The sequence below is a fragment of the Streptomyces sp. NPDC001852 genome, from assembly GCF_042891825.1.
Classification (GTDB): domain Bacteria; phylum Actinomycetota; class Actinomycetes; order Streptomycetales; family Streptomycetaceae; genus Streptomyces.
In genome coordinates, this window is record NZ_JBIATN010000029.1 from 69,182 (window position 1) to 93,176 (window position 23,995).

General features: G+C 70.1%; 22 protein-coding genes, 1 tRNA gene and 2 pseudogenes. 18 read left to right on the plus strand and 7 right to left on the minus strand.

Annotation, left to right across the window (positions count from 1 at the left end; translation table 11 throughout):
* From ACFYZB_RS36570 to ACFYZB_RS36595, 6 genes and pseudogenes are all read left to right on the plus strand, one after another.
* A pseudogene (locus ACFYZB_RS36570) lies at positions 1 to 230 on the plus strand (RNA helicase); the annotation flags it as partial.
* A gap of 115 nt (positions 231 to 345) precedes the next feature.
* Positions 346 to 1,860, plus strand: coding sequence for an amino acid permease (locus ACFYZB_RS36575; RefSeq protein WP_388765829.1), 1,515 nt, complete (start codon positions 346 to 348; stop codon positions 1,858 to 1,860).
* Positions 1,861 to 1,948: 88 nt separating this feature from the next.
* Positions 1,949 to 2,021 (plus strand) — tRNA-Lys (locus tag ACFYZB_RS36580).
* Positions 2,022 to 2,512: 491 nt separating this feature from the next.
* Positions 2,513 to 3,454 (plus strand): STAS domain-containing protein, encoded by a 942-nt coding sequence (locus ACFYZB_RS36585; RefSeq protein ID WP_125499781.1) that lies wholly within the window; start codon positions 2,513 to 2,515, stop codon positions 3,452 to 3,454.
* Between the two features lie 103 nt (positions 3,455 to 3,557).
* Positions 3,558 to 4,058 (plus strand): DUF5994 family protein, encoded by a 501-nt coding sequence (locus tag ACFYZB_RS36590; RefSeq protein ID WP_388765830.1) that lies wholly within the window; start codon positions 3,558 to 3,560, stop codon positions 4,056 to 4,058.
* A gap of 78 nt (positions 4,059 to 4,136) precedes the next feature.
* Positions 4,137 to 5,330, plus strand: coding sequence for a PP2C family protein-serine/threonine phosphatase (locus ACFYZB_RS36595; protein ID WP_388765832.1), 1,194 nt, complete (start codon positions 4,137 to 4,139; stop codon positions 5,328 to 5,330).
* Positions 5,331 to 5,354: 24 nt separating this feature from the next.
* Here the strand turns inward: ACFYZB_RS36595 and ACFYZB_RS36600 are convergent, their stop codons facing one another.
* On the minus strand, positions 5,355 to 5,837 hold the full coding sequence (locus ACFYZB_RS36600; RefSeq protein WP_388765834.1) for a DUF5994 family protein: 483 nt from the start codon (positions 5,835 to 5,837) through the stop codon (positions 5,355 to 5,357).
* 244 nt (positions 5,838 to 6,081) lie between these two features.
* Between ACFYZB_RS36600 and ACFYZB_RS36605 the strand changes: the two genes are divergently transcribed.
* Positions 6,082 to 6,366: a hypothetical protein gene (locus ACFYZB_RS36605; RefSeq protein WP_158922448.1), complete on the plus strand. Its 285-nt coding sequence runs from the start codon at positions 6,082 to 6,084 to the stop codon at positions 6,364 to 6,366.
* A 40-nt stretch (positions 6,367 to 6,406) separates the two neighbouring features.
* On the opposite strand, the gene xerC is transcribed toward ACFYZB_RS36605, so the two are convergent.
* Both xerC and ACFYZB_RS36615 read right to left on the minus strand, forming a co-directional pair.
* Positions 6,407 to 7,990, minus strand: a complete 1,584-nt coding sequence (xerC, locus tag ACFYZB_RS36610; protein WP_388765836.1) for a tyrosine recombinase XerC — start codon at positions 7,988 to 7,990, stop codon at positions 6,407 to 6,409.
* Positions 7,987 to 8,673: a helix-turn-helix domain-containing protein gene (locus tag ACFYZB_RS36615; RefSeq protein WP_225099820.1), complete on the minus strand. Its 687-nt coding sequence runs from the start codon at positions 8,671 to 8,673 to the stop codon at positions 7,987 to 7,989. The genes xerC and ACFYZB_RS36615 overlap by 4 nt, the downstream gene beginning before the upstream one ends.
* A 96-nt stretch (positions 8,674 to 8,769) precedes the next feature.
* On the opposite strand from ACFYZB_RS36615, the gene ACFYZB_RS36620 reads away from it, so the two are divergent.
* From ACFYZB_RS36620 to ACFYZB_RS36640, 5 genes are all read left to right on the plus strand, one after another.
* A complete protein-coding gene (locus ACFYZB_RS36620) occupies positions 8,770 to 9,009 on the plus strand; it encodes a hypothetical protein (RefSeq protein WP_388765838.1) in 240 nt (79 codons plus the stop codon).
* 262 nt (positions 9,010 to 9,271) lie between these two features.
* Positions 9,272 to 10,534: a DUF3631 domain-containing protein gene (locus ACFYZB_RS36625; RefSeq protein ID WP_388765840.1), complete on the plus strand. Its 1,263-nt coding sequence runs from the start codon at positions 9,272 to 9,274 to the stop codon at positions 10,532 to 10,534.
* A gap of 467 nt (positions 10,535 to 11,001) precedes the next feature.
* Positions 11,002 to 11,799 (plus strand): DUF2637 domain-containing protein, encoded by a 798-nt coding sequence (locus tag ACFYZB_RS36630; RefSeq protein ID WP_388765842.1) that lies wholly within the window; start codon positions 11,002 to 11,004, stop codon positions 11,797 to 11,799.
* 348 nt (positions 11,800 to 12,147) lie between these two features.
* Positions 12,148 to 12,708 (plus strand): MobC family plasmid mobilization relaxosome protein, encoded by a 561-nt coding sequence (locus tag ACFYZB_RS36635; RefSeq protein ID WP_388765845.1) that lies wholly within the window; start codon positions 12,148 to 12,150, stop codon positions 12,706 to 12,708.
* A complete protein-coding gene (locus ACFYZB_RS36640) occupies positions 12,705 to 14,420 on the plus strand; it encodes a relaxase/mobilization nuclease domain-containing protein (protein WP_388765847.1) in 1,716 nt (571 codons plus the stop codon). Before ACFYZB_RS36635 ends, ACFYZB_RS36640 begins: the two co-directional genes overlap by 4 nt.
* Positions 14,421 to 14,543: 123 nt before the next feature.
* On the opposite strand, the gene ACFYZB_RS36645 is transcribed toward ACFYZB_RS36640, so the two are convergent.
* Positions 14,544 to 14,903 carry a transposase gene (locus ACFYZB_RS36645; RefSeq protein ID WP_388765849.1) on the minus strand — a complete coding sequence of 120 codons (360 nt, stop codon included), beginning with the start codon at positions 14,901 to 14,903 and terminating at the stop codon, positions 14,544 to 14,546.
* Between ACFYZB_RS36645 and ACFYZB_RS36650 the strand changes: the two genes are divergently transcribed.
* A complete protein-coding gene (locus ACFYZB_RS36650; RefSeq protein ID WP_388765851.1) occupies positions 14,875 to 15,438 on the plus strand; it encodes a hypothetical protein in 564 nt (187 codons plus the stop codon). The two genes, ACFYZB_RS36645 and ACFYZB_RS36650, sit on opposite strands and share 29 nt — an antisense overlap.
* 113 nt (positions 15,439 to 15,551) lie before the next feature.
* On the opposite strand, the gene ACFYZB_RS36655 is transcribed toward ACFYZB_RS36650, so the two are convergent.
* On the minus strand, positions 15,552 to 16,169 hold the full coding sequence (locus ACFYZB_RS36655) for a TetR/AcrR family transcriptional regulator C-terminal domain-containing protein (RefSeq protein ID WP_362823847.1): 618 nt from the start codon (positions 16,167 to 16,169) through the stop codon (positions 15,552 to 15,554).
* Between the two features lie 64 nt (positions 16,170 to 16,233).
* Here ACFYZB_RS36655 and ACFYZB_RS36660 point away from each other — a divergent pair, with 64 nt between their 5' ends.
* The 3 genes from ACFYZB_RS36660 to ACFYZB_RS36670 all read left to right on the plus strand — a co-directional run bounded on the left by ACFYZB_RS36660 (position 16,234) and on the right by ACFYZB_RS36670 (position 19,700).
* Positions 16,234 to 17,496: a beta-ketoacyl-[acyl-carrier-protein] synthase family protein gene (locus tag ACFYZB_RS36660; RefSeq protein ID WP_388765897.1), complete on the plus strand. Its 1,263-nt coding sequence runs from the start codon at positions 16,234 to 16,236 to the stop codon at positions 17,494 to 17,496.
* Between the two features lie 123 nt (positions 17,497 to 17,619).
* Positions 17,620 to 18,276, plus strand: a complete 657-nt coding sequence (locus tag ACFYZB_RS36665) for a TetR/AcrR family transcriptional regulator (protein ID WP_388765853.1) — start codon at positions 17,620 to 17,622, stop codon at positions 18,274 to 18,276.
* Complete coding sequence (locus ACFYZB_RS36670; protein WP_388765854.1) at positions 18,273 to 19,700, plus strand: MFS transporter; 1,428 nt, start codon at positions 18,273 to 18,275, stop codon at positions 19,698 to 19,700. Before ACFYZB_RS36665 ends, ACFYZB_RS36670 begins: the two co-directional genes overlap by 4 nt.
* Positions 19,701 to 20,118: 418 nt before the next feature.
* Here ACFYZB_RS36670 and ACFYZB_RS36675 read toward each other — a convergent pair.
* Positions 20,119 to 21,336, minus strand: a pseudogene (locus tag ACFYZB_RS36675) (transposase); the annotation flags it as partial.
* Positions 21,337 to 21,535: 199 nt separating this feature from the next.
* On the opposite strand from ACFYZB_RS36675, the gene ACFYZB_RS36680 reads away from it, so the two are divergent.
* Entirely contained in the window at positions 21,536 to 22,300 is a 765-nt protein-coding gene (locus ACFYZB_RS36680) for a MerR family transcriptional regulator (RefSeq protein ID WP_388765856.1), read from the plus strand.
* A gap of 115 nt (positions 22,301 to 22,415) precedes the next feature.
* Entirely contained in the window at positions 22,416 to 23,003 is a 588-nt protein-coding gene (locus tag ACFYZB_RS36685; protein WP_388765857.1) for a histidine phosphatase family protein, read from the plus strand.
* 16 nt (positions 23,004 to 23,019) lie between these two features.
* On the opposite strand, the gene ACFYZB_RS36690 is transcribed toward ACFYZB_RS36685, so the two are convergent.
* A complete protein-coding gene (locus ACFYZB_RS36690) occupies positions 23,020 to 23,985 on the minus strand; it encodes an IS5 family transposase (protein WP_388765900.1) in 966 nt (321 codons plus the stop codon).
* Positions 23,986 to 23,995: the final 10 nt, after the last annotated feature.

Sequence of the window (23,995 nt, forward strand, 5' to 3'; positions counted from 1 at the left end):
ACCGTGGTGGCCGCTCCTTCGACCGGCGTGACGACCGTGGCGGCTTCCGCCGGGACGAGCGCGGCGGGCACCGGGGCAGCGACCGTCCGTTCAACCGCGACCGCCGCGACGACCGTCCGGGCTTCCGGTCCGGCGGCCACGAGCGCCCCTTCGGCCGCCGTGACGACCACCGCGGCAACGGCTCCTTCGGCCGCCGCGAGGACAAGCCGCGCTGGAAGCGCAACGGCTGACACGCGGCGCCACCTGGCATGACCTGAAGAGGGCCCGTACGACTCCGGTCGTACGGGCCCTTTTTGGCCATCTGGTGACGCATGTCACGCCTCCACGGAGGGAATTGCTGGGGGCATGACAGATGACGCCAGAGCGAACGGGACACACGGCCTCTCGGACGAGGAACGGCTGGCCCAGCTCGGTTACACCCAGGTCCTGGCCCGCCGGATGTCGGCGTTCTCGAACTACGCGGTCTCCTTCACGATCATCTCGGTCCTGTCCGGCTGCCTGACCCTCTACCTCTTCGGCATGACCACCGGCGGCCCCGCGGTGATCACCTGGGGCTGGGTGGCGGTGGGCCTGATGACCCTGTTCGTCGGCCTGTCGATGGCCGAGATCTGCTCGGCGTACCCCACCTCGGCGGGCCTGTACTTCTGGGCGCACCGCCTGGCGCCCGCGCGCTCGGCGGCGGCCTGGGCGTGGTTCACCGGCTGGTTCAACGTGCTGGGCCAGGTCGCGGTGACCGCCGGCATCGACTTCGGCGCGGCCTCCTTCCTCGGCGCGTATCTGAACCTCCAGTTCGACTTCGAGGTGACCCCGGGCCGCACGGTCCTCCTCTTCGCGGCGATCCTCGTGCTCCACGGCCTGCTGAACACCTTCGGCGTGCGGATCGTCGCGTTCCTGAACAGCGTGAGCGTGTGGTGGCACGTGCTGGGCGTGGCGGTGATCGTCGGGGCGCTCGCCTTCGTCCCCGACCACCACCAGTCCGCGACGTTCGTGTTCACGAAGTTCGTCAACGAGACGGGCTGGGGCAGCGGCACGTACGTCGTCCTGCTCGGCCTCCTGATGGCCCAGTACACCTTCACCGGCTACGACGCCTCCGCCCACATGACCGAGGAGACCCACGACGCGGCCACGGCGGGCCCGAAGGGCATCGTGCGCTCGATCTGGACGTCGTGGATCGCCGGCTTCGTGCTCCTGCTCGGCTTCACGTTCGCGATCCAGTCGTACGACAAGGAACTGGCGTCCCCGACCGGCGCGCCGCCCGCCCAGATCCTCCTGGACGCACTGGGGGCGACGACGGGGAAGCTGTTGCTGCTGGTCGTGATCGGCGCCCAGCTCTTCTGCGGCATGGCCTCGGTGACCGCCAACAGCCGCATGATCTACGCCTTTTCACGCGACGGCGCGCTGCCCTTCTCGCGCGTCTGGCACACGGTCAGCCCGCGCACCCGCACGCCCGTGGCCGCGGTCTGGCTGGCCGCACTCGCCGCCCTCGCCCTCGGCCTGCCCTACCTGATCAACTCGACGGCGTACGCGGCGGTGACCTCGATCGCCGTCATCGGCCTCTACATCGCGTACGTCATCCCGACCTTCCTGCGGGTCCGCAGGGGCGCCGCCTTCGAGCGCGGGCCCTGGCACCTGGGCCGCTGGTCGGTGCCGACCGGTGTCGTCTCGGTGACCTGGGTGGTCGTGATCACGGTCCTCTTCATGCTCCCGCAGGTCTCCCCGGTCACCTGGAAGACCTTCAACTACGCCCCCGTCGCCGTCCTGGTCGTCCTGGGCTTCGCCGCCACCTGGTGGCTGGCCTCGGCCCGCCACTGGTTCCTCGCCGGGGACCGGACCGCCGCTGCGAACCTGGTCGAAAAGTGACACACCATCCCCGTGACGCGGCCGGTCGGTCAATACCCGATCGGAGACCCGGCCGCGTCCGGCTATGCTCGGACAGGCAACATCGCCTGGGCCCTTAGCTCAATTGGCAGAGCAGTGGACTTTTAATCCATTGGTTGTGGGTTCGAGTCCCACAGGGCCTACGGCTGGCAGGCGGGGGATATGGCCCCTGGCCTGCTACGCAGCGTCCGAGTCGGCGTCAGCTGGCTCGGACGCTGCTTCGTTTCCGGGCTCCTGCGTGAGCGATGCGTGAGCGGGAAGCGCGGCCACCTGCGGCGGTTTTGTGTGGGGCCGCCCTCAGCGGATACCCGGCGGGCGTGAGGTACGGCAGTGTGCCCCACGAGTGGGCCGTCTGCCCCGGATGTCTCCATGAGCCTCGGCAGGCGGTGCGCTCCTTACGGGCCTTACGGGTGAGCCCGTCCGGTGCTGCGGGTCGAGTCGGCCGGCGGCGTACGGTGGAGATACCGAGGGCATCACGCACTCCGGCCGTCCTGCCGGGTCGTCCTCGGCGAGAGACGAACCCCGGGCCGTCCGAGCGGCGGTGCGGAGACGGGTCGGCAATCATGCCCGCCGCGATCACAACAACTCCGCACCCTTCCCTGGTCGTTGCGTTTCCCTGCCGAAGGGCGGGGTGATGGCCGTGCAGCGCCTGGACATCCACCGGCGTGACCGGGGGGAGCGGGCCCTCGTCACGCTCGTCGGCGACATCTGGCCGGCCTCGGCGCCCCTGCTGCGGGCCGCGCTGGAGCAGTGCCTGCGCGACGGCATGACCGCCATCGACGTCGATCTCACCACGGTCGGCTCCTGTGACGCCAAGGGCCTGGACGTCTTCCTGGCGGCGTCACGGCATGCCGGCCGCGTGCACGCCTGCCTGCACCTGCACCATCCGTGCGCGCAGATCACCCGGCTCCTCGCCTTCACCGGCTCCGCGCCCCTGCTCCGCGATCTGCTGGACCCGTCCGCGGCGGGTCCGTCGGCCGGCGGGACGCAGACGTCCGGCGACCGCGCCGGTGCGCCGGTCGTCAAGGACGGGATCCGCCTGCGCAGGCTGACTCGCCGGCAGGTGGAGGGGATGAGCGAGGACATCGCCGACCTGGCCGTGGCCGGCCCCTTCCTGCGGGACGACTTCCTGCGGCGGCTTGCCGTCAGCGCCCGACGGCCTGGCTTCGCGCTGCTGGTGGCCGAGACGACGGTGTTGGTGGGGTGCGTCTTCGGGTTTCCGGTGAGTCCCGTCAGCCGGTCCGAGCAGGGGTTGCAGGAGAGCGTCCAACGGCTCACCGGCTGTGCCCGGTTCCTGCTCCTCACCCAGGTCGTGGCGCACCAGCACCCACAGCGCCGCGACATCGGCCGCCGTCTGCAACAGCGTCTGCTGGCCGATGAGCGCACCGAGCTCGGAGTGGCCTTGCTGATTCCGGCCGACCGGGCCGGACAAGCCGCCTACGACTCGTGGGGCTGGCGGAACCACGGGGAGATGGTCGGGCTGCCCGGTCGGGGCGCTCCTTGCGTGCTGACCCTGTTCCGGGAGAGCGGATCTTCGCTGCCTGCGCCTCGGGCCGCCGTTCCAAGCCGGGCGTAGCCTTGAAGACACCGAGAGCATGTCGGGCGCATGATCAGGACAGCGCCGTTCCCGGCGAGTGGCGAACGAGGGCAGCTCCAGGCCGCCCGGACGGGATCGCACGATGGACTCCCCCACACCGCCCGCAGGAGACCGGCCGCCGAGTGACGCGCACACGTACAGGATGCCGCTGGCCCGGCTGAGGCTCACGCCGGAGGCCAGCCACGGCCCGCTGGACGGAGCGTGGTGGCCGCGTTGCGACGCCCTGGAACTGGAGCTGCCCGCGCTCGTGGGCTCGCTCGACCCCGGCCGTGGCACGGTCACCCGCGTCACGGTCGGCGCTGCGGCCTGGCCTGACGCGCCACTGACCGTGTCGGCGCCGGACCACGTGATCGAGGTCGTCCTGAGCGACGCCACCGCCGAGGAGCATGCCATCACCCTGGACTGCGGCACCCTGGGGCGCTGGGAGCTGCTGGTCGTCCCGCCCGACGAGCCGGCCGGAACCGCCGAACGCCTGCTGACCGCCGCCGCCGATCCGTGGAATCCGCTGTCGGCTCAGCGCACCTTGGCACATGTCGAGGACGGCTTCGGCCGGGAGGGCGCAGGGGAACAGCACGGCCCATGATGGAGTGATGGGACGGGTAGTCCTTTCGCCGGTCGACCCCGCCGCCGGTGTCCGTGTGGATCACAGCGGGTGAGCGGGATGACGGCCGAACCGGGCACGGACCGCTCCGAGAGCTTCGGGGAAGCGCTTCTGGGGGCGGTTCTCGACCGGGCGCACGAGCTCCCGCCCCACCTCATCGGACCGCTGGTCGCCGACGTGGTGGAGCGGCTCGGCGGCCGCCGTCCGCAGGTGCTGCTCCAGGACTACGGTCAGTTGCTGCTCGTACCTCTGCGCGGTGAGGGCCTCACGGGCGGGGATCCGCAGGACATCGACGCTTCCGTCGCGGGCCGGTGCTTTCTCGACGCCCAGCCCGTCGAGGTGCCCGAGGCCGACGGCGTACGGGTCCACCTGCCGCTGCTGGACGGCGGCGACCAGGTGGGCGTCATGGCCGTGACGCTGGACCGGGTCGATGACGACGACCGGCGGCTGCTGGCCAGGCTCTCCGGCCTGGTTGCCGACCTGCTGGTGACCAAGCACGGCTACTCCGACCTGTTCTTCTCCACCCGCCGCGGTGAGCCGATGAGCGTCGCCGCCGAGATCCAGTGGTCCCTGCTGCCGCCTCTGGCCATGGTCATGCCGCGGGTCGCCGTGGCCGGGATCCTGGAGCCCGCCTACGACGTGGCGGGGGACAGCTTCGACTACGCGCTCAACGGTGACATCCTCCACGTGGCCATGATCGACGCGATGGGGCACGGCCTGGGAGCGGCCACCATGGCCACCGTGGCCATCGGCGCCTACCGTCACGCCCGCCGCCTCGGTACCGGCCTGTCGGAGATCTACGCCGCCATGGACGTCGCCGTGGTACACCAGTTCGGCCCGGACCACTTCGTCACCGCCCAGATGATGCGGCTGGACACGGCCACGGGGCGGATGCACTGGGTCAATGCGGGACACCCGCCACCGATACTCGTGCGCGATCACCGCGTCGCGCGTCGGCTGGTCGCCCCCACGACCCTCCCAGTCGGCCTGGGCGGGCCGGCGCCGGAGGTCAGTGAGCTGGACCTGGAGCGTGGAGACCGCGTCCTCTGCTTCACGGACGGACTGATCGAGGAACACGCCGTGGGTGAGGAGCAGTTCGGTGAGGACCAGCTGATCGACTGGGTGAACCGGCTGGAGAGGACCGGTCGCGGGGTCCGGGCGGTGGCGCGCTCCCTGTCGCACACCCTCAAGCGGGCGCGGGGCGGACACACGACGGACGACGCGACGCTGCTCCTGGTGGAGTGGCGCGGCTGACCGCACCACCGGCCACGACAGGGGTCAGCCGGACGGCCTCTGCCCGCTTCCCGTGTCGATGAGGATCTGCTCCGCCTCGCTGACGTTGCCGGCCAGGACGGCCTGTGCCATCGCCGCGCGGGCGGCCTCGGGCGGCGTGTCCGGTGGGACCACCAGCAGCGAGAAGAGGTCCCGGTCGCCCCGGGTGATCAGGACCGTGTCGTCACCCACCGGGAAGGAGTCCACGTGTACCACGTGGTCGCCGACGACGATCCGGGTCGGGAGCCCCTCCCAGGCCGTGGCATCCAGCCCGACGCGGGTCAGGGGGCCCAGGTGCTCGGTGAGGGCGCTCAGCAGCGCGGGCAGCTCGGCACCGATGTCGCGCGACCGTGGCCACCACGCCCCGTCGAGGACGCCTTCGCGCGATGCCGTCGTCTCCAGCCGGAGCAGTGCACTCCCTGGCCGCACGGCATTGTGTACACCGCTCGGCAGGTGCCTGGAACCAGGGGATGTGTCGGAGCCGGTCATGGAGGACCACCTGTCCGGGATCCGGTGCGAACACGGGATCCGCCTCGCTTCTGACCACGCTACTCCCCATCACCGCGAGCATCAGCGTCGCCGGGAATCGCCGGGACGCCCGCATACAGCGAGGGGAAGCCGCATGAGGGGCTGCGCGGCGGGGCACCCGGGCGGCGGAGGCTGTGAGCGAGGGCGCAAGGCCGACTGCCTGTCGGCATCAGCAGCCTCGGATACCAGCCTGAGAGCGCCAGCCATGACGACACTCCGTGAACGCAAGACCTACCGCAAGGCCGTCCTCCGGCAACTCTACGGAGCCATGGAACGCAACCGACCTGAGGTCAGCGGGGCGGCACTGCGCGAGGCGCTCCGGCTGCCCGACGACGACCTGTCCGCAGCCTGCGCCTACCTGGCCGACGAGGGCCTGATCACCGTCGAGTGGACGTCGCACAAGACGCCCGCCACCGTCTCACTGTCCCATGAGGGCATCCGTTACATGGAGGAGGAAGAGGAGTGGGGTGATCCCAGGCCGAGTGAGTGACGCGGCTCCACGCCCGGTCGCTGCTTTTCGGGCCGGGACTTCAATCCCCGTGTGATGCCTGGGCGGATGTGCCGGTGGCCTGCGGATCGAACGCTGCCGGGGCGGACGGTTCGGCGGCTGCCGGACGAGACCGCGGGATCAGCTTCGCTGCCTTCTCAGCGATTTCGCGGTCGAGCTCCGGGAGCAGGCTCGTGTACGTGTCCGAGGTCAGCGTGATGGTGGAGTGCCGGAGGGTCTCCTTCACCGTGTGGATGTCGCCGCCGCCTCCGTGCGTGAGCGTCGCGGCCACGTGGCGCAGGTCCCGCAGGGTGATGGGGGGCAGGTCGGTCGTGGCGAGGATACGGCGGAAGGTCTCCGACACCGTCTCGGGGTGGAGCCAGGAGCCGTCCTCCTTCGTGAAGACCTTGCCCGTGTCCTGCCAGGCGCCGCCCCAGTCCGCACGCTCCTTGTCCTGGCGGGCCTTGTGGTCGCGCAGCACGGCGATGTTCATGCTGTCGAGCGCGATCGTGTTCGCGCTGCCGTCTGTCTTCGGCTCGGACTCGTAGAGGTCCCAGCCGTCCACCACGATCTCCTTGGCCGGAGTGATGAGGCCGGCGCCGAGATCGATCTCGTGCCAGTCCTGGCCGACCGCCTCGCCGCGACGGAGGCCGCGGGTGCCCATCAGGTGGAAGATCGCGTACAGCCGGTCACCCTCGGCGGCGTCCAGGAAGGCGCCGAACTGCTGCGGGGTCCAGACCATGACCGCGCCGGGGATCTCGCCCGTCTCGCGCCAGCGTCGGACCCGCTCCTCGGTCCAGAGGAGGGGCTTGGGGCGCCTGCCGGACTCCAGCTCGACGTGGGAGGCCGGGTTGAAGATGATCAGCTGTTGGGCGATCGCGGAATTCAGCGCCGCGCGCAGGGTGCGGCGGATCGCCTGCCGGGTGGCCGGGCCGGCGATCTTTCGGAACGGCTTCATCTCCGCCAGCTTGGCCCGCTCGGCCGCGAGCAGCTTTCGCTCGGCCCCTACGGGTCGCCCGGGCTTGCTCGGCTTGCAGCGGGCGATCTGCTCGCGGCGGGCCTCGTTCTCGGCCGCGATCACCTCGTTCTCGTCGGCGATCGCGTCGAACATCTCCACCAGGTGGCCGACGTTGAGCCGGTCGAGGCGCACGTGGCCGATGCGCGGCTTCAGGTGGACGCGGATGTGGGAGGCGTAACCGTTCAGCGTGGTCTTGCGGCGCTTCTTCGCGGCGAACCACTGGTCGAGCCACTCGCCGACGGTGAGGCTGCCACGGAGGGCCAGGCCCGCACGCAGACGGCGTTGGGTCTCCTCGATGGCCGGCAGCGGGGCCTTCTCGGCCGCGACCTCCGCCAGCATGGCGGCGAGGCGCTGGAGGCTGCCGGGGTCGTCCTTGTCCGCGAGGGCCAGCAGGGAGCGGACGTGGTCGAGTTCCGACTGGGCGTCCTTGAGGGACTCGTAGCCGGCGCGGCTGAAGGAGCGACGGGTGCCGTCCTCGCGGGGCGGCAGTTCCTGGCGTATGGAGTAGTAACCGTGCTTGCGGCCCTTGCGCTTGGGGCACGAGGCGCCGAGTTCCTTGCCGGTCTTCGGGTCGCGGCAGGAGCAACGGCGGTAGGTGGAGCCCTTCAAAGGCGTTCCTCCGGGGTGGTTTCGGTATCGGGTTCGGGCGGGTCGACATCGCCCAGTGCGGGTGGCAGATCAGGTGGGGTGGCCCCCTCCTCGCGGAGGTCGCGGCGGAGATAGCGGAGCCTGTACTTGGCCGAGACGGCCTGATCGGCGTACTTGGCCTGCTGGCGCTCGGCTTCTTCCTTCTCGGCGCGGCTGGTGGCCGTCTTGGCCGCGAACCGGGCCTGTTCTTCCTCTTCGAGCGCGGCGAGAGCGGTGCGGACGAGACTGGCGTGAAGCTCGAAGTCGGGGACCAGGCCCGCGTCGTAGCCGGGTACGTCCTCTTCCCCGGTGAAGCGCCGTAGGGCGTCCCAGGTGGGCACGAGGTGCTGGAAGGGGAGTTCCTGGGTCTTTTCGACGTAGCCGACCGGGAAGATCAGGCAGACCGGGTACGTCTCCAGGGCGGCGGCCAGGACCATGACGTCCGCGAGGGGGAGGTTGGCCCGGCGGCCGGACTCCATGTTGGCGATCACGTTGCGCGGGATGGGATGTCCGAGCTGTTCGCACCGGTCCGCCAGGTCCTGTGCGCTCCACCCCATCTCCTTCCTTCTGCGCCGGACTTCGCCGGCGACGTTGGCCTTGATCCGGTCCGCCCACTCGGGGACGTCGTCCTCGTCACTTCCATCATCGAAGCCGCGTTGTGTCATAAAGACACATTAGCTTGGCCATCCTGGTTGGTAGACGCCTGGAGCCGGACGTGATGACTGCGTTCGCCGAGGGCTGCATGGAAAGGGGCGCACTGCATGCGCGACGACGCGATGGCCGGAGACTCGAAGGGCTCGAAGGGGATGAGTCGAGAGGAGGTACTCGCCCTCCCGGTGGCGGTTGACCTGGACACGAGCAATCGAGCGCTGGGGCTCGACCGGAGCAAGGGCTATGAGCTGGCGAAGCGAGGCGCCTACCCGTGCAAGGTGCTGCGCCTGGGCAACGCCTACCGGGTGGTGACCGCGGACTTGTGGGAGCTGCTGGGTCTGGCGGCGTGAAGGGGCGGCAGTGTAGTAGGCAGTTCTGCGTTGAGCTGACACAGAATCGCTGGACTGTTGCAGGGGGCGGACGTACTGTCCGTGTTCCCTCGGGGAACCGAGGGAGTGTCCCGACTCGGGACACAGCGCGTGTTCAGTCTCTGAACGCAGCGAGCCTCCGGCGCGGCAACGCCGGAGGCTCGGGAATCCCCGTCGCCCGTCTCCAACGAACGATCCGCGCCGCTGGGCCTGCATGCCCGGCGGCGCAGAAGAGGACCCCCTGGTGCAACCTGAGAACCCTGCGCCCTATTCCACCCCCGTATCCCCTGCCACCGCATGGCCGTCGGTCGCGGTGCCGGGCAAGCCCGACCAGGGCGAACCCGAGCACGCTGCGTCGGTCGCGGCGGCCGAGACCCGGGCGCCGGATCCGGAGCCGACCGTCGGCTCGGCGCTGCTGGACGAACTGCGTGAGCAGATAGCGAAGTTCGTGATCCTGCCCTCGCCGGAGGCGCTGGATGCGGTGACGCTGTGGGTGGCGGCGACGCATCTGCAGCCGGCCTGGCAGCACGCGCCGCGTCTGGCGGTGGTGGGGCCGGCGAAGCGGTGCGGCAAGTCGCGGCTGCTGGACGTACTGACCGAGACGGTCCACGAGCCGATGCTCACCATCAACACCACACCGGCTGCGGTGTTCCGGTCGATCACCGAGGAGCCGCCCACGCTCCTGGTGGACGAGGCGGACACCATCTTCGGCACGCCGAAGATGGCGGAGAAGAACGAGGAGATGCGCGGCCTGCTCAACGCCGGCCACCAACGCAACCGCTACGTCACGCGGGTGGTCGGCAACGACCACACCCCGCACCGGTTCGCCACCTTTGCCATGGCGGCCCTCGCGGGGATCGGTGACCTGCCCGACACGATCATGGACCGGGCTGTGGTGATCCGTATGCGCCGCCGGGCGGAGGGCGAGCGCGTCAAGCCCTTCCGCTCCCGACGCGACATCCCCGCTCTGCACGACCTGCGCGACCGGATCGCTGCATGGGCAAGGCCGCTGCTGGATGAGGCAGCGGACCTGGAGCCGGACATGCCGGTGGAGGACCGGGCCGCCGACACCTGGGAGCCGTTGGTCATCATCGCGGACCTGGCCGCCGGATCCTGGCCCCGTCGCGCCCGAGAAGCGTGCGCACGGATGGTCGCCGCAGAGGTCGAGGCAGAGGAGGACCGGCCCGGGGGAGCCCGAATCCTCGCCGACATCCGCAGGGTGTTCGTAGCCCAGCGCGAGCCCGACAGCCTTACCACGGACGAACTACTCCACCAGCTCCGGCAGGATGCCGAGAGCCCCTGGGCGGAGTGGGGACGCAATGGGCTGAACGCCAAGGACCTGGCAGCGATGCTCCGGGAGTTCGATATCAGGCCCGGCAACGTTCGCCTCCCCGACGGAACCCAGCGCAAGGGCTACATGCGCAACAAGTTCCTCGACCCCTGGCGGCGCTACTGCCCCACGGTTCACTCAGTGAACGGCGAGCCTGCCGCCCGCGCCGCGGACTGAGCCCCACGCCCCCGGTGGCCGTCCCTGCCGTCCCTGCCGTGATTCCGCAGGTCAAACGGCGTGCAGGCAAGACGGCAACCGGGGACAAGACGGCAACACGATCATGCTGATCGCTGCCGTCGGGAGGACGCCGCCCGAAGCCGTCTTCTGCCGTCCCACGTGTCTTCGCCGTATCACCGCAGGTGAAAGCCCCACCGGTCAGGACGGCACAACGTGATAGTGCCGTCCAGACCGGCAGGGGACACGCCGAGACGCCGCCGGTCGGCCGCCCACCTTAGAAGACGCCCAACACCCCCGGTACGGCACATCAACGCCCCTGCCGTACCGGCCCTGACCTGCGCTTGCAACGGCCAAGACGGCAAGACGGATCACACCGCCAAACCCCAGGAGCACCCCGCTTGACCCTCACCACCCTTACACCGACATTCGCTCGTCGGGGGCACCGTCCCGACGAAGGACGGCTGCCGATGACGAAGAAGGACATCGAGCGGTACACGCTCGGTGCGGCCGGGGTCGTCATCGTCGCCCTCACCGTCAGCGGATTCTGGTTGTCGTACGCACACCTCGCCGAGGTCGCCGGCCAGCACGGGCTGCGCAGCTCTCCCACTCGCCGCTGGGCCTGGCCGGCGACCCTGGATGCGTTCATCGTCGCGGGCGAACTTCTCATGCTCCGCGCGGGCCTGCGCAGGGTGACCGACAGGTGGGCGATCGCCCTTACGGCCACCGGATCGGTCGGCTCCATCGCGCTCAACGTGGCCGGGGTCAACGGCACGCGCAGCGCGGGCACTGTGCCGCTGCTCGACTACGTGGTCGCCGCGGTCCCCCCGACCGCCGCGCTGCTGGCCTTCGGTGTCCTGATGCGGCAGATCCACCAGCTCGTCGACCAGCCCGCGGGCCATCCGGATCCCGCACTGGTCCAGGCGCCGGAACCACTGGTCACCACCCCCGCCACGCTCGCCGAGGCACCGGCCGAGCCCGCCCAGCCCGTGCCGCCGACCGCCGTGCCCGGCCAGCCGACGGAACCGCCTTCCGAGGTTGCGGAGAGCAGGCCGCGCGGTGGCCGTCCGCCCGGCGCCACGCTTGAGGAACTCGTGGAGATCGGCCGGATCACCCTCGCCGAACACGGCACGCTCACCCGGTCACTGCTCCGAAAGGCCGTCAAGGCCAAGGGCCTGACGATCAGCAGCGAGCGACAGACCGACGTGATGACCACCCTCCGGCCCGAGATTGAAGCCGCCGCCGAGACCGGTCCGGACAGCGGCTGACCGGAATCCCTACGGGGTGACCGGAACTCTTCCGGTCACCCCGGCCAGTCGGCCACCCGTCTCACTCGCCGCCCGCTTATCCACATCTGTGGACGACACGCGGTGACCGCCCCCACTCCGCCGCCCCCTCCTGCGGAACTGCCCGTCTTCCCCACCTCTCCTGGAGCATCGCCCGTGACGCACGACCCGCACCGCCCCAAAGACACTCACGACGTGCCGATACCGCTGACGAAGTCCCCTACGTTGATGAACCGTCTGCGGCGTGCGTTCGGACGGGTGGCCCCCGACGGAGCCAGTAGTACCCCGAGTCCGACTCAAGGCCGGTCGTCGGGGGTCTCCGCCCCGGGGGTGGCGGAGACGGCCCAGCGCCAGGGGGCGCAGGACCAGGAGGGCGGGGCCGAAGGCAGCCCCGACCCGGACACGCTCCATGCCGCCCAGCGCGAAGTCCTTCGCCCCGCCCGTGCCGCCGAGACCACAGTCGGCGAGCCCGCCGTGCAGAAAGTACAGCCCACGATCCGCCGCTTCACCGGCACCAAGCGCGTCCTCCGAGTCGGCCCCCTGCGCTTCACCGACGACGAACACACCCAGCTTCAGGAGGCAGCGACCCAGCACGGCTACAAGGGCGAGTCCGGTTTCGCCGCCGACGTCGTCCTCGCCTTCGTCACCGGACGGTTCACTGCCAATCTGCCCCTGTCCGAGGACCGCCGCCGCACCCACGTCTTCCGCGCTCAGGTCCTGCGCCAGCTCAACCGGATCGGCGTCAACGTCAACCAGATCGCCCGAGCCCTCAACAGCGATCAGACCCCGTCCGACATTCGCCAGCGCTTGACCGAGCTCCACGACCTGCTGGAGCTGATCGCCGAGGCCCTGCGCCAGCCCGCCGATCCGGAGACGGAGGCAGCTGCGTGATCGCCGCCATCAAACCGGCCGGGTCCAACACCCGCGGCCTGCTCGCCTACCTCTACGGCCCCGGCCGCCGCGACGAACACCTCGACCCGCACATCGTGGCCGGATTCGCCGTGCTCGGCATGCCCGACCCCGGCCGTGACGAGAACGCCACGCTCACCGAACTCGGCCGCCACCTCGACGCGCCCGTACGCCTGCGCAACAACGAGTTCGGCCAGAAGGTCACCGACCACGTCTGGCACTGCCCCGTCCGCGCCGCGCCCGAGGACCGCTACCTCTCCGACGCCGAGTGGGCCGAGATCGCCCAGCGCATCGTCCAAGCCGCCGGCATCGCCCCCGCCGGCGACGACCTGGCCTGCCGCTGGATCGCCGTACGCCACGCCGACGACCACATCCACATCCTCGCTACCACCGTCCGCGAAGACGGCCGCCGCCCCAAACTCCACGACAGCGGCCTGCGCGTCGGCGACGCCTGCCGCGAGATCGAGAAGGACTACGGGCTGCGCCGGCTGAAGAAGGGCGACCGCACCGGTGCCCGACGGCCCACCCAGGCCGAGATGCACAAGGCCGAACGCCTCGGCTGGGACCAGACCAGCCCCGAATGGCTCCAGGACCGCATACGCGCCGCCATCCCCCACGTGACAGGCGCCGCGGAATTCATCGCCTACCTCGAAGCCGACGGCATCGAGGTCAAGACCCGGCGCGGCCCGTCAGGAGACCTCCTCGGCTACGCCGTCGGCCGCCCCGGCGACATCAACGAGGACGGCGAGCAGGTCTTCCATCCTGGCGGAAAGATCGCCCCCGACCTCTCTCTGCCCAAGATCAAGACTCGCCTCGAATCCAGCCAACCCGAAGAGCACCCCACCGCCCGCCGCAACCGCCCCAGCACCCCCTGGCACCAGGCCACCGACGCGCTCGACACCCTGCACACCGGCCTCACAGAGGACACCCACGCCCAGGCCCACATCGCAGCCCTCGGCGAGCTGCTCGAAGCCACGGCCCAGAAGGCACCGGCCGACCTGCGCGCCGAACTTCACGCCGCATCCAAGGTGTTCGCCCGAGCGCAGCGCTCCCAGGTCCGGGCCGAAGACCGAGCCGCTCAGGCGCTGCGCAGCGCGGCCCGTGACATCGTCCACACCGCCACCGGCCCCGACGGCAGCGCACTGGCCGCACTCATCGCCGCCCTCGTCTGGGCTGCCATCCTCGCCGGACGCTGGCACGAAGCGAAGAACCACACCCACCAGGCCGACGCCGCCCGCAAGGCCGTCCAACACCTCCAGACGACCGCGGACCGAGCGCTCGCCCCAACGCTCGTAGAACTCGCAGCCCGCGCGCCCAGCGACCAAGCCCGCCGTGTTCTCGCGAAAGACGTGCGGGTGGCCGTCCCCGACCACTCCGAACGGATCCTCGCCGACCCGGCCTGGCCCGCGCTCGCCACCGTCCTCGGCGACGCCGAAGCCCGTGGTCACCAACCCCAGGAGCTCCTCAAGGAGGTCGCCGCTCAACGCGAGCTGACCACAGCCCGCCAGCCCGCCTGCGTCCTCATCACCCGCATCCAGCACACCGGCCGAAACCCGGCGCCCAACCGCCGTGCTGAAGCCGCCCGCCGACGCTCGACCATCGCGGGCTCAGTCCCCACCCAGCGGAGCCGGAACCTCCAGACCGGAGCAGTAGGGGCGACACCTGCTGAACAGCGGCATCGCAACCGCCGGTAGGCAGCAAGCGGGCCGCACGGCTGACCAGCGCTGTCAAGCCAGGCTGATGCCCTCGCTGCCTAGAAGACTCATGAAGATCTTGGTGGGGGGCTGTCCGGCCGGAGGCCGGGCAGCCTCTGTTCGCTATGCGGCGGCCGGGGCGAGTTGCCAGCTGCCGCCGGTGTGGGTGAGTCCGAGGTTGACCAGTCGGCGGAGGTTGAGGGCGGCGGCTCGGGTGTGGAGCCAGGTGTTGTTGGCGATGGCTCCGCGGTAGCGCAGGCGGCGGTTGCCGTGCTGGACGAGCCAGGCGACGGCGCGTTCGACCGGGGGTCGCCAGCGGCGGTAGTCGGCTTGCCATTCGGGGTCGGTGGCGGCTTGGTGGCGGGCTGCGGCCTGGAGGTCGTGGTGGGGGCGGATGGTCAGGATGCGGCCGGCTTTGGCCTTGGTGCACCGCTCACGAACAGGATGTATTGCATTGAATGCAACATCCGACCGGCCCGGCATCTCGCGCTTCCTGACCGAGCAAGAACAGCTCGACCAACTACGCCGCTGCCTGAACGACACCAGTCTGCCCCGGGAGGCCCGCACCATCGGCGCCTTCGTCCGGCTGTATGCGCAGCAGGTCAGCCGCATCGTGGAGTTCACCACCGACCGTTACACCAGACAGGACGACCGCGCGTACTTCACCTTCGCTCACAACCCCGTCCTGCTGCCCCCGACCCTGGCGACTTTGGTGGAGCAACAGATCGCCGCACCGCGGCTGAACGACATTCTGGCGCCAGCATCCGATCGCAAGTTCCTCTTCCCTGGTCGGCCTCCGAGCAGACCGCGCTCTGCGGCGTCCGTTCTGTCCCTGATGCGCGCCAACGGATTGCCCACCCTCAGCGCCCGGAACACGGCCATGATCGAGGCTGTTGGAGACCTGCCGCCGGTCGTCGTGAGCGACTTGTTCGGCGTTGCCGCGACCACCGCCCACCGTTGGGGGCAGCTAGCAGGTGAGAGCTGGGCCGGCTACCTCGCAGCCCGCCAAGCCGAATAGCGTGCTATCTGTTCAACTGCCCCGGGGCAGTGGACGGCGACCACGCCGACCGCGACAAGGCCACCGTCGCGCGGGAACTGCGCATGTCTCCGCCGCAGGCCCATTCGACTGAGCTAGCCGCGCTCGGGTTCGTCATGGATGCTCAATGCGCCGGCGAGGTCGAGGTCGGCGACGGTGCCGTGTGCCCCGGCGCGGACGAGCAGCACTGCGCCGAGCGCGGTGCTCCAGAACGTCCTGACCTCCACGCTGAGCGGTCGACGGGTCCTCCAGCCGCGACTGTCGATGAGCTGGCTCACGAAGCGCTCGGATTGCCGGAACAGCAACTGGAGGTGCCGGTCGACCACGGGGGCGAGTTCGGGCTTGGAGATCCCGGCGGCGAGTGCTCGCGCGACCGATGGGAGCGAGGGCATAGCCAGTACCGCGCGGGCGATGTTGCGTCGAAATGTCGCCGCATCGGGGGCTTGGCGACCGATGCGCTCAATCCGTCGGGCGTCGTGCAGCAAGCCGAGAAAGGCGGCGTGCACGAGCAGCGAGTCCTTGGAGCCGAAGTAGTAGGTGACCTGATTGGGGAAGACGCCTGCCGCGTTCGCGATCTCCGCGACGCTCACCTCAGCGCCGGGCCGCTCCTCGCAGAGCCGTGCAGTTGCCTCAATCAGCCGACGCCTCGTCGCGCGACCGCGGTCACGTGACCGAGCCGACGTTGATCGAGCTTCGGTTCGCTTCTTCTCCACACCCAAATTGTATGTGATACAACAAGGCGTACAGTTGTATGGCATACAAGAAAGGCCCAAAGAGATGCCCCGGACTGAAGTCGTCGTGACTGGACTCGGCGCGATCACACCACTCGGTGGAGACGTGGAGTCCACCTGGAAAGCCCTGCTTGCCGACGAGTCCGGCATCCGCGGCGGCGCCCTGGCGGGCCACGAGGACGTCGGCCTTCCCGACACCGTCGCGGGGACGATGGCGATCGACCCCGCCGAGTCGCTGCTGCCGGTGCAGGCCAGGCGGCTCGACCGCTCGCAGCAGGCAGCCTTCACCGCGGCGGCCGAAGCCTGGGCCGATGCCGGTGCCCCGGAGGTGGACCCGGACCGGCTCGCATCAGTGATCGGCACGGGAATCGGGGGCGTACGGACGCTGCTGAAGGAAGACGACGTACTGGAGGCGGCCGGGACGCGTCGCGTATCGCCGCGCACGGTCCCGATGCTCATGCCCAATGCGGCGGCGGCGCTGATCAGTATCGAATACGGTGCACGAGCCGGGGTCTATACGCCCGTCTCGGCGTGCTCTTCCGGTGCCGAGGCGATCGCCCTGGGGGCCAGGCTCATCCGTGCCGGTGAGGCGGACGTGGTGATCGCGGGCGGGACCGAGGCCGCGATCACCGCGATCACCGTTGCCGGCTTCGCCCAGGCGCAGGCACTGTCGCGGCATACCGCCGAACCCGCGTCTGCGTCCCGGCCGTTCGCCGCGGACCGCAGCGGATTCGTCCTCAGTGAAGGCGCCGCTGTCGTGGTGCTCGAAAGCGCCGAGCACGCCGGCGCCCGGAGCGCGCGCGTCCACGCGGTACTCGCGGGCGCCGGCATCGCCGCCGACGCTCACCACATCACGGCGCCTGCCGCCGACGGCTCCGGTCAGATCGCGGCCATGCGGAAAGCCCTCGCGCAAGCCGGCTTGGCTCCCGAGCAGATCAGCCACATCAACGCCCATGCCACCGGAACTGCGGTCGGCGACGCCGCCGAGGCACACGCGATCGGGGAGGTCTTCGGCCGCGCCACCGTGACAGCCCCCAAGGCGGCGCTCGGCCACCTCTTCGGCGCCGCCGGCGCAATCGAAGCGCTCATCGCCGTCCTCAGCGTGGAGCACGGCGTCATCCCGCCGACCCGCAACCTCACCACGGCGGGCGTCGATCCCGACATCGACCTCGATGTCGTCGCAGAACGACGAGACGTCCCCCAGAAGGCCGTGCTCAGCAACTCCTTCGGCTTCGGTGGACAGAACGTCTCACTCATCGTCACCGGCGCACGGCACCATGCGCCCCGCGCCTCGACCTGTCGGGCGTGACCATTCCCGGTCAGCGTGCCGCCGCGAGTGAGCGAGCCGAGGGACCCCGCCCCCCCCACTGAGCGGAATGATCACTCACCAAGGTGAGTAGACAGTGTCTATGATGCATGGTAGACACTGTCTATGACTGATGAGAGCTCCCTTCGGGAGCGATTGATCGATGTCGGGGTCGACCTTGTGCTGACCGAGGGCTCCGCGTCCGTGGGCCTGCGGGAAATAGCCCGCCGAGCGGGGGTGTCGCACGGGGCGCCGCGTCGGTACTTCCCCACGCACCACGCGCTGCTCTCGGCTATCGGGCGTCGCGGCTTCGAGGACCTCACAGCCATGTTCGAGGCCGCGGTCGCCGGCACGACCACACCGCGCGGCCAGCTGGAGGCCCTCGCGCGGGCGTACATCGGGTACGCACTGGAACGCCGCGGCATGTTCGAGCTCATGTGGCGGCACGACCTGCTCGACAGCGCGGCGCAGGCATCGGGCCAACCGAGGCTGCGCGAGTCGACCCTCCCGCTGTTCGGGCACTTCACCGGACTCGTCGCCCGATGCCTATCGGAGAGGGAGGCCGCGCGAAGCGCCGACGGGCCGAACGAGGCCGGACCGCCGCCTGCGGTGACTGCCGCCGCCCTGTGGTCGAACCTGCACGGCATGGCCCAGCTGTGGGCCTGGGGCAGCCTGCAACTCGCCCTCGGCACCCCGCCGCCGGACGGCGACCCCGGCGATGACCAACGTGACCGGCTCATCGCGGCAGTTCTGGACGCCCATCTCGGCCCGGTGACCTCATGACCGCCCCCGCACAGCGGCAGATTGCACTTCTGGTCAGTGTGGTCGGCGCGGTGATCGTCGCACTGGACGGAACCATCCTGCTCATGGCGCAGCCCGGCATGCAGCGTGATCTCGGCGCGAGCGTGGCGCAGATCCAGTGGACGAGCACCGGCTATCTGGTCGCCGTGGCCGCGTTACTCGTGATCGCCGGGCGCCTCGGGGATCGGTACGGTCACCCGCGCCTGCTGTTCGTCGGCGTCCTCGGTTTCGGGGCTGCGTCGGCCGGGATCGCGCTCGCGCCGGGCGTCGGCTGGGTGATCGTCCTGCGCGCGGTGCAGGGCGGGTTCGCCGCGTTCCTACAGCCTGCGACGCTCGCGCTGCTACGGCTGGCGTATCCCGCGGACCGGCTCGGCACGCCGATCGCCATTCGCACCGGTGCGATCGCGGTGGCGGCAGGGTCCGGTCCGCTCCTGGGCGGTGTTCTCGTGGCGCATCTGGGGTGGCGCGCCGTCTTCTGGGTTAATGTGCCCCTCGCGTTGGTCATCTCCGTTCTCGCCCTCGCCGTGCGGACGTCGGCACCTCAGCGTGCCAACTCTCCACGGCTCAACCTCACCAGCGCGGGCCTGCTGGCGGTCGCGCTCGCAATCCTGGTCCACGCCTTGGCCGACGTACCCGCGCGCGGGTGGACCGCCGCGCCGACGCTGCTCGAATTCCTCGCCGTCATCGGCGTCGCAACGGTGCTCGCCTGGCACGAACGCCGCACGACGCACGCGATCGTTCCACCAGCCGTAGCGGGGTCCGTACCAGTGACGGCCTCGATGGCGATCCTGCTGGTCACCACCGCCGGCCTGTTCGGCGCGCTGTTCAGCGCCACCTTCTACCTCCAGGACGTACTCCGGCTCGACCCACTCGCCAGCGGTCTGCGCGTCCTCCCGCTGACCGTGCTCATGGTCCTCGGCTCACCCGCGGCGGTCGCCGCACTGCGCCGGTACGGTGCGCGCCGCACCGCGATCGCCGGTACGGTCCTCGTCGTGGTCGGCATCGGGGGGCTGTCCCGGCTCGGTCCCGCCAGCACATGGATGGCCATGGCTGCTGCCTTTGCCGCCATCGGTGCCGGGTTCGCCACCGTGATGGTCACCGCCACCGGGACCGTCGTCGGTGACGCGCCGCCCGGGTACGCCGGGGTCGTCAGCGGGCTCAAGCAGACCGCCATGAACATCGGGCCGACCTTCGGCATCGCCGTCGCGGCCAGCGCAACCGGCACGGCTGCTTCAACCATGAGCTCCACTGCGCTGATCCTGGCCGCACTCGCCGCTCTCGGCCTGCTGCCCGCCTCGCGGCTGCCCCGGCGCCCGGCCCACCAGGAGGGAGACGACACGACCGCTGCGCCCCCGGCGCAACCACCAACACCACAGGCGGCACCCGCCCGACATGTAAACAGTTGAGCAACCGCCGAATACCCCCAGGCTGATCCCGGTCATGCACCAGACCGGCCGAGCTCCAGCGCGAACTGATCGAGGCGAACACCAACGACGGGCTCGCCTCCGCCCGCGCCCGGGCTCCCGACCGAAGCTCACCGAGGACCAGGCCGCGCTCGCCACTGCCGATGGTCGCCCGGGGCTCACCCGACCATCGGCAGATTCGGTAGAGGCGGAGCCCGGCAAAGTACCCCGAATAGGGACACATCCCGGGCCGCCAGAGACGTTACGGCGAGACCGGCACCCAGAAGCCAGGTCGCTGCGTGACTTGAGTGGCGGCGCCAGCTGACCCAACGACTGAATAGCGCAAGTTCGGAATACTGCCTCTCCCCCAGTGGCAGCGGGCATCCGGTGCACAGGTCCTTGAAGGCGGCCTTGCGCTGGTGGTGCTGTCCGCCGGGGTCCGACAGGGGACCGTGTGCCCGGCGGGGCAGGTCACGAGGGCGGCGGTGGTGTTGATGGTGAAGTCGTCCAGGGTGAAGCCGCCGGGGACGACGGGCCGTAGCGGGGCGGGCTTGAAGAACAGCCGGTGTCCCGCCTGGTGGAGGGCTTGGCGCGTGTCGCCGGCGGAGTAGGCGGTGTCGCCGAAGGCGTCCACCGGGCTCTCCTCGTCGGCCAGCAGGTCCAGGCCGACGGTGGCCTCGTGGTGCTCGGCTCCGGCGCCGGGCCGCAGAGCCACGGCGGTGTATAAGCCGGTCTCGGGCTCGATGGCCAGGTGGGCTTTGTATCCGTCCTGCTGGTGGGTGCGGGTCTTGTGGATGTGGCGGGCTTCGGGGTCGACGGTGGACACGACGCGACCTGGAGCGGTCCCCTGGCTGATGCGCCAGCGTCCGTCGCGGCCGTCGGAGTCCTCGGCCGGCTCGACATCCTGCCCGGCGACCAGGGCCAGCAGGCCGACCGCGTTGGCCGCTTTCTCGCCCAATTCCTGGTCGGGCAGGTGGCCCAGCAGCCTGAGTGCGTCGGTGACCAGAGCGTCGACGAGGGCGGCGCGGGCCTGTTCGTCGTTCCAGGCGATACGGGGCTTGCCGGGATCGGTGTAGTCGTGCGCGGTGCACTGCACCGCGGCCACCTCGCCGGCCCCGGGGACCTCGCGGATCACCGCGCGGACGGCGGCGATCGGCTGGGTGACGGTGTCCTGGGTGGCGACCGCGTCGTCCAGCACGGTGGAGTCCAGCGCCCGCCGGTGCTTGTCCTTCAGCACGCCGGTGGCCTTCACCACCTCCCGCACCGCCTCGAACACCCGGTTGGGCCGGGCCGAACGGGATAGCCGGCGCCGGAAGTAGGCCAGCAACGACGGATCGAACGCCATGTCATGCAAACCGAGCCCGCAGGCGGCCTTCCATCGCAGGTCACACCGCAGTTCCTGGACCGTCTCGAAGTCCGACAGCCCGTGCAGGGCCTGCAGCGTGATCGCCGCGGCCAGGATCTGCGGCGGCATGCTCGGACGCCCGTTCGCCGACGGGTACATGTCCGCGAACATCTCAGCCGGAAACAGCGCACCACGATGCTCGGCCAGAAACGCGAACACACTCCCCGCCGGGATCAACTCCCGGCAGGTCTCCCACACATCCGGCCCGACCGTCTCCCCGGCCCATTCCCCCATCACCACGAAACGAGTCTGGCCCCGCCGCTCACGCGGCGGGGCCAGAACCCCAAGATCTTCATGAGTCTTCTAGGGCCTGTCCGACGGGTCAGGCCCTGGTGTCTGTCCAACAGGGCTTCGGGCTTGCGCTTTCCGTTGCGGCAACTTCTACGGTCATGTGTGTGGCCGGAGAGACCGGCCCGGCGAGGGAGGCACCGGCATGGCCTGGTCGATCGCGGAGGTGGCGCGGATGTCCAAGGTGACATCGCGGACGCTGCGGCACTACGACGAGATCGGCCTGCTGCCGCCCGCATGGATCGGGAGCAACGGGCACCGCTACTACGAGGAGGCCGATCTGCTGCGGTTGCAGCAGATCCTGCTGATGCGGGAGCTGGACCTGGGGCTGCGCGAGATCCAGGCGGTCCTGGACAGCCAGCTCGACCAGGTGGCCGTGCTCCGCGAGCACCACCAACGGCTGCTCGCGGAACGGGACCGGCTGGAGACGCTGGCCCGTACGGTCGGCCGCACCATCGCCGAACTGGAAGAAGGTAGGGACAACGGGAAGATGACGAAGATCAACAAGCCGGAGAACCTGTTCGAGGGGTTCCAGGCCCCCTCCGAGGCCGAGGCCGAGGTACGGGAGCGGTGGCCGCAGGCGTGGGAGCAGTCCCGGCAGGCAGTCGAGGCGATGACCCCCGAGGACACGGAGCGCTGGCAGCGTGAGGTGACGGCGCAGATGATCCGTATGGCGGAGTTCATGGTGGCCGGAACGCCGGTCTCCGACCCCGCGGTACAGGCCGAGGTGGACGCCAACTACCAGCAGATCTGCCGGTTCTGGACCCCAACCGCGGCCGCGTACAAGGGAGTGGGCCAGACCTATGTCGACGACCCGCAGATGCGGGCCAACTTCGACAAGATCGCCGAAGGTCTCGCCGTCTACCAGCGCGATGCGATGACCGTGTACGCCGATACCCGGCTGAGCTGACCGCACGTGCCTCAGAGGTCATCTCAGTTGGCGAGTCAGCCGTCGCAGATAAGGGTGCTGGCGGCGAAGGCGGGAGTGGTCGGCCGTGTCGCGTGATCAGATATCGTGCGCGGCCATGGGTGAACTGATAGTGATCAGGCATGGCCAGACTGAATGGAGCCTGTCGGGCCAGCACGCTGGCCGTACCGACGTTCCGCTGACTGACGCGGGCGAGGCCGCGGCGAAGGGGCTCGCTCCGAGGCTGGCCCGACGCCATCTGGTGGCGGTTTTCAGCAGCCCGCTGAGCCGCGCTATGCGGACGGCCGAGCTGGCGGGCCTGGCCGGCGTCCGGCCCGATCCCGATCTGCTGGAGTGGGACTACGGCGGCTACGAGGGCCTGACCGCGGCACAGATCCAGGAGTTGAAGCCGGGTTGGGACCTGTGGCGGGACGGCGTCGTTCCCGGCGACGACGACCATCCTGGCGAGCAGCTCGAGCAGGTGGCAGCGCGCACGGACGCGGTGCTGGACCGGATCCGGCCGCTGCTGGAGGACGGCGATGTTGCCGTCGTCGCGCATGGTCATCTGGCCCGCGTGCTCACTGTGCGCTGGCTCGGCCTCGACGCCTCCGCCAGCCGACTGCTCGGCCATCCGCATCCGGGCACGCTCAGTTTCCTGGCCACCGAGGACGGGCAGCCGTTCATCGCCGCCTGGAACGTCCCGTAGCGGCGGTGCCGCTGCCTCACGCCTGCTGCGAGGGGCGCCGGAGGCACATGAGCGCCGCGGGGATCCCGGCGAAGGCCAGGAAGTGTTCCGCTTTGCGTTCATGGCGACGATGCAGGCGGCGACACCCGGACAGCCACGCAACTGTCCGCTCCACGGTCCAACGGTGGCGGCCCAGACGCTGGGAGGACTCGATGCCCTTGCGGGCGATGCGCGGAGTGATGTTTCGGGGCCGGAGCCATCGGCGCAGGTGGTCGTAGTCGTAGCCCTTGTCGGCGTGGAGCTTGGCGGGCCGTCGCCGACGGGGCCCACGGCGGGAGCGGATGGGCGGGATGCCACGCACCAAGGGCTCCAAGCCCTGGCTGTCATGGGTGTTGGCAGCGGAGACGCCGATGGAGAGGGGTAGACCGGACCGCTCCGTGATCAAGTGGATCTTTGAACCCTTCTTGCCGCGATCTACGGGATTCGGAGGTGCGTCGCCCCACTGACCTGGCGTGATCAGCACCGCCAGGGGCCGGCAGCCGCCGTCTCCGGCGAGATGAATTTTCGTGGTCAGACCTCCCCTGGACCGGCCGAGAGCCTCGTCGGGGCGATGCTGAGCGGGAGGGATCCGTTTCCTTGGAATTCGCGCCGGACGCCTTCGAGCCCCGGCGGCATGCTGATGCGCCCGGCAGGTCGTCGAGTCAATGCCGACCATGCTCCAGTCGATACGTTCCTCGGCGTCGGCGTCGGCGTCGGTCTGGACGGCACGCAGGACGTTCTCCCAGGTGCCGTCCGCCGCCCAGCGCCGATGCCGGTCGTGGCAGGTCTTCCACTTCCCGAAGCGCGTCGGCAGGTCGCGCCAGGGGATGCCGGTGCGCTGGCGGAAGAGAATGCCGTTGATCACCTTGCGATGACGCTTCCACCGCCCGCCCCGTCTCACGTTCTTCGGAAGGCGCGGCTCCAACCGAGCCCACTGCGCGTCAGAGAGATCGTCCCGCCCCACACCAGTCGGA

What these genes read in the sequence shown, in the direction of transcription:
- ACFYZB_RS36600 (WP_388765834.1), bottom strand. Translation starts at nt 5,837, where the DNA reads ATGACCGGCTCCGACACATCCCCTGGTTCCAGGCACCTGCCGAGCGGT.
- ACFYZB_RS36590 (WP_388765830.1), top strand. Translation starts at nt 3,558, where the DNA reads ATGGACTCCCCCACACCGCCCGCAGGAGACCGGCCGCCGAGTGACGCG.
- ACFYZB_RS36630 (WP_388765842.1), top strand. Translation starts at nt 11,002, where the DNA reads ATGACGAAGAAGGACATCGAGCGGTACACGCTCGGTGCGGCCGGGGTC.
- ACFYZB_RS36645 (WP_388765849.1), bottom strand. Translation starts at nt 14,903, where the DNA reads ATGCCGGGCCGGTCGGATGTTGCATTCAATGCAATACATCCTGTTCGT.
- ACFYZB_RS36605 (WP_158922448.1), top strand. Translation starts at nt 6,082, where the DNA reads ATGACGACACTCCGTGAACGCAAGACCTACCGCAAGGCCGTCCTCCGG.
- ACFYZB_RS36585 (WP_125499781.1), top strand. Translation starts at nt 2,513, where the DNA reads ATGGCCGTGCAGCGCCTGGACATCCACCGGCGTGACCGGGGGGAGCGG.
- ACFYZB_RS36670 (WP_388765854.1), top strand. Translation starts at nt 18,273, where the DNA reads ATGACCGCCCCCGCACAGCGGCAGATTGCACTTCTGGTCAGTGTGGTC.
- ACFYZB_RS36680 (WP_388765856.1), top strand. Translation starts at nt 21,536, where the DNA reads ATGGCCTGGTCGATCGCGGAGGTGGCGCGGATGTCCAAGGTGACATCG.
- ACFYZB_RS36615 (WP_225099820.1), bottom strand. Translation starts at nt 8,673, where the DNA reads ATGACACAACGCGGCTTCGATGATGGAAGTGACGAGGACGACGTCCCC.
- ACFYZB_RS36685 (WP_388765857.1), top strand. Translation starts at nt 22,416, where the DNA reads ATGGGTGAACTGATAGTGATCAGGCATGGCCAGACTGAATGGAGCCTG.
- ACFYZB_RS36660 (WP_388765897.1), top strand. Translation starts at nt 16,234, where the DNA reads ATGCCCCGGACTGAAGTCGTCGTGACTGGACTCGGCGCGATCACACCA.
- ACFYZB_RS36620 (WP_388765838.1), top strand. Translation starts at nt 8,770, where the DNA reads ATGCGCGACGACGCGATGGCCGGAGACTCGAAGGGCTCGAAGGGGATG.
- ACFYZB_RS36665 (WP_388765853.1), top strand. Translation starts at nt 17,620, where the DNA reads ATGACTGATGAGAGCTCCCTTCGGGAGCGATTGATCGATGTCGGGGTC.
- ACFYZB_RS36575 (WP_388765829.1), top strand. Translation starts at nt 346, where the DNA reads ATGACAGATGACGCCAGAGCGAACGGGACACACGGCCTCTCGGACGAG.
- ACFYZB_RS36595 (WP_388765832.1), top strand. Translation starts at nt 4,137, where the DNA reads ATGACGGCCGAACCGGGCACGGACCGCTCCGAGAGCTTCGGGGAAGCG.